Below are 2229 nucleotides of genomic sequence, written 5' to 3'. Positions count from 1 at the left end.
GTTATTGTTGTTGGATGTGAATTTTCACTATCTAAGATTAATTTCATTTTTATAGCCTCTATTTATAATATAGCTATTTGTTGGATAAATATTTGAAGCTGGGAGAGGGTCAATCCCAGCTTGTCAAGGAATTTGGAGTTATTAAACTCTTAGCAGAAGATGTTAGTGAAGAAAAAGCAATTAAACTTCACTAATTATCCCATAGAGATTATTTGTATTCTTTTATCCCTACACGCAATCACCTACGAAAGGGCAATATATTTAGGAGATCAAATCATGGTTTTATGCTCTGAAATTACCTTTGATAATTCTATTCGGTGCGTTCATTAACACACCAACGCTTGAAAGTATGAATAGCTTTGTATACATTGGTAATTCATCACGAATGTCTTTCCTCATGAATTCGATTAACGGATAGAAGTCATACATCTCACCGTCAGGTCCTAAAGGAGCCACGGTTGTTCCTGTAGTTCTGGAGTATAGCAATTTCATTCCTGGGTTAATGTAGTCCATACCTATGTAGGTTTTGTCACCCATTTCAGAACCACCATCACAGACAGCAGTACCTAAGATATCAATGTTGTCCACACCGTAATAGCTTTTGATTAATTCTACCGGTTCAACTTGTCTGTTGCTTGAGAATATATCTGATTTCAAGGTTGTTAATGATTTGTAGCTTACAGCCATACTATTTAAGTTGGCATAGCTTCCAGCTGATTCCTTGAATTTTTCCTGAGATTTAAGGATGGTCATTCCAGTATCATCGCCAGATTCAAAGTCATAGGTAGCTACTTTTGATGAATTCATTATCATGTCAATAGCTGCCTTTTCAATGCTTCTGCCTATGAGGATTCCTACATCCTGTAACATGTCATTAACGGAGATTAAATTGGAATCTAACATCTGAGCGGAAACATTTAAAACTCCACCAATGGTATCAATGGAAATAGTTTCGCTGATTGGTTTTCTGACGTTTAATTCCTGAAGGGTTGCGCCAGGAGCAATGTCTTTGGCTTCACCAAGCACACCAGATTGAATAGCTTCCTCGATATTGACTCTTTGAGACATATAAGTGTAATATTGAGAATTTTCTTCAATTTCTTGTTTTGGAAGTAATCTGGTGAATTTCATCCATTTTGCTGAAGTGTCAGCAACTATTTGTGCCATTACTTCATTTTGTATTTTAGCATCATTTCCTTTTGTTAACATTAACATTCACCTCTTATGGCCTGCAAGTACCTTTCAAGGCAAGTCCAGGTTTATTTAATAATATTCCGACTTTACTTTGGATGAACAATTTTGTATATTGAGGTAACTCATCGTAAATGTCTTTTCTCATGATTTCAATGATTGGATAGAAATCAGCTATGTTTTCATCACTTGTAATTGGTGCAACAGTTGTTCCTGAAGATTTGGAATACAATACTGTTAATGGTGCATTCCTGAGATCAAAACCAATGTAGTCTTTGTCACCAATTAGTGATCCGCCGTCAGCTTGGGTTGTTCCCAAAAGATCGATATTGTCAATGCCGTAGTATTCTTTAATGTCTTCTACAGGTTGAACTAACTTGTTGGATGAATAAGCTAATTGTTTAACATAGCTTAATGTTTTGTATGACTCTGCCATTATTGTTAAGTCTGCTCCTGCTCCAGCATTGCCTTTGAAAGCTTCCTGTGCTTTAAGGATGAACTGGCCGTATGCTTCCATTGTATCTTCAGTTTGAGTGGTATTGTATACAGGAACGTTTGGTGAGCTTAATAATGTATCGTAAATGTTATATTCAATACGGTTTGCAATAACGGTAGCTACATCACCTAACAAGTCTTCAAATGAAACAATATCACTGTCAAAGACATCTTTATTAACATTAAGTACACCACCAACAGTATCAATGGAAATTGTATCTGTTACTGGTTTTCTGATGTTTAACTCTTGCAAGGATGCACCTGGAGCAATATCCTTAGCCTCTCCAAGCAATCCTTTTTTGATAGCTTCATCAAGATTAATGTTTTGTCTGAAGTAGGTATAGTAATCTGAGTTCTCTTTGATTTCTTGTTTAGGAAACAATCTAGCTAACTTTAATCTTTTTGCGGTTTCATCAGTAATGGTTTGAGCTATTACCTCATTTTGAACTTTAGTATCATTTCCTTTTGTAATCATCTAAGCATCACCTATATCGTATGGTCTGAATACTTCAATGTAATTATAATCGTCTGAGCTTTCTACAG

General features: G+C 35.6%; 2 protein-coding genes. Both read right to left on the bottom strand.

The features are described 5' to 3' along the window. Nucleotides 1-282: 282 nt before the first annotated feature. Nucleotides 283-1209, bottom strand: coding sequence for a hypothetical protein (locus UIB65_RS10475; RefSeq protein ID WP_330041553.1), 927 nt, complete (start codon nucleotides 1207-1209; stop codon nucleotides 283-285). Between the two features lie 13 nt (nucleotides 1210-1222). Beyond that, entirely contained in the window at nucleotides 1223-2161 is a 939-nt protein-coding gene (locus tag UIB65_RS10470) for a hypothetical protein (RefSeq protein ID WP_330041551.1), read from the bottom strand. Nucleotides 2162-2229: the final 68 nt, after the last annotated feature.

Origin of the sequence: Methanobrevibacter sp. (assembly GCF_036307625.1) — an archaeon.
In the GTDB taxonomy this organism is placed as follows: Archaea; Methanobacteriota; Methanobacteria; order Methanobacteriales; family Methanobacteriaceae; genus Methanocatella.
The sequence above is the reverse complement of the archived record's forward strand: the minus strand, read 5'-3'. Positions and strand labels throughout refer to the sequence as shown.